Annotated in this window: 1 protein-coding gene; it reads left to right on the forward strand. The window is 66.7% G+C overall.

Going from position 1 to position 577, the window contains the following annotated elements:
* A partial coding sequence (locus HUA78_RS45735; RefSeq protein WP_174479132.1) for a hypothetical protein occupies positions 1-577 on the forward strand: 577 nt, incomplete at both ends.

Below are 577 nucleotides of genomic sequence, written 5' to 3' on the forward strand. Positions count from 1 at the left end.
CTTCCTCAGCACGAACCCGAGCCTCTTCAGCGAGTCGATCTTCCTCCGCACGAACCCGTGCCTCTTCGGCAAGTCGCGCCTCTTCAGCGAGCCGGGCCTCTTCTGCGAGCCGGGCCTCTTCAGCGAGTCGCTCTTCCTCCGCACGAACCCGAGCCTCTTCAGCGAGCCGGGACTCTTCAGCCAGCCGAGCCTCTTCCGCGAGTCGTTCTTCCTCGGCACGGAGTCGCGCCTCTTCGGCGAGTCGGGTCTCTTCCGCACGAACCCGAGCCGCCTCCGCGAGTCGGGCTTCTTCAGCGAGTCGCTCTTCCTCCGCGCGGACCCGCACCTCTTCGGCGAGTCGAGCCTCTTCGGCGAGTCGAGCCTCTTCAGCGAGGCGCTCCTCTTCCGCCAGCCGAGCCTCTTCGGCGAGTCGGGCATCTTCAGCGCGGCGCTCTTCCTCAGCACGAACCCGAGCCTCTTCAGCGAGCCGAGCCTCTTCCTCGCGGCGCTCTTCCTCAGCACGAGCCCGAGCCTCTTCAGCGAGTCGCTCCTCTTAAGCGAGTCGCTCCTCTTCAGCGAGCCGAGCCTCTTCCTCGCG

The sequence above is a fragment of the Myxococcus sp. CA033 genome (assembly GCF_013336625.1).
GTDB lineage: Bacteria > Myxococcota > Myxococcia > Myxococcales > Myxococcaceae > Myxococcus > Myxococcus llanfairpwllgwyngyllgogerychwyrndrobwllllantysiliogogogochensis.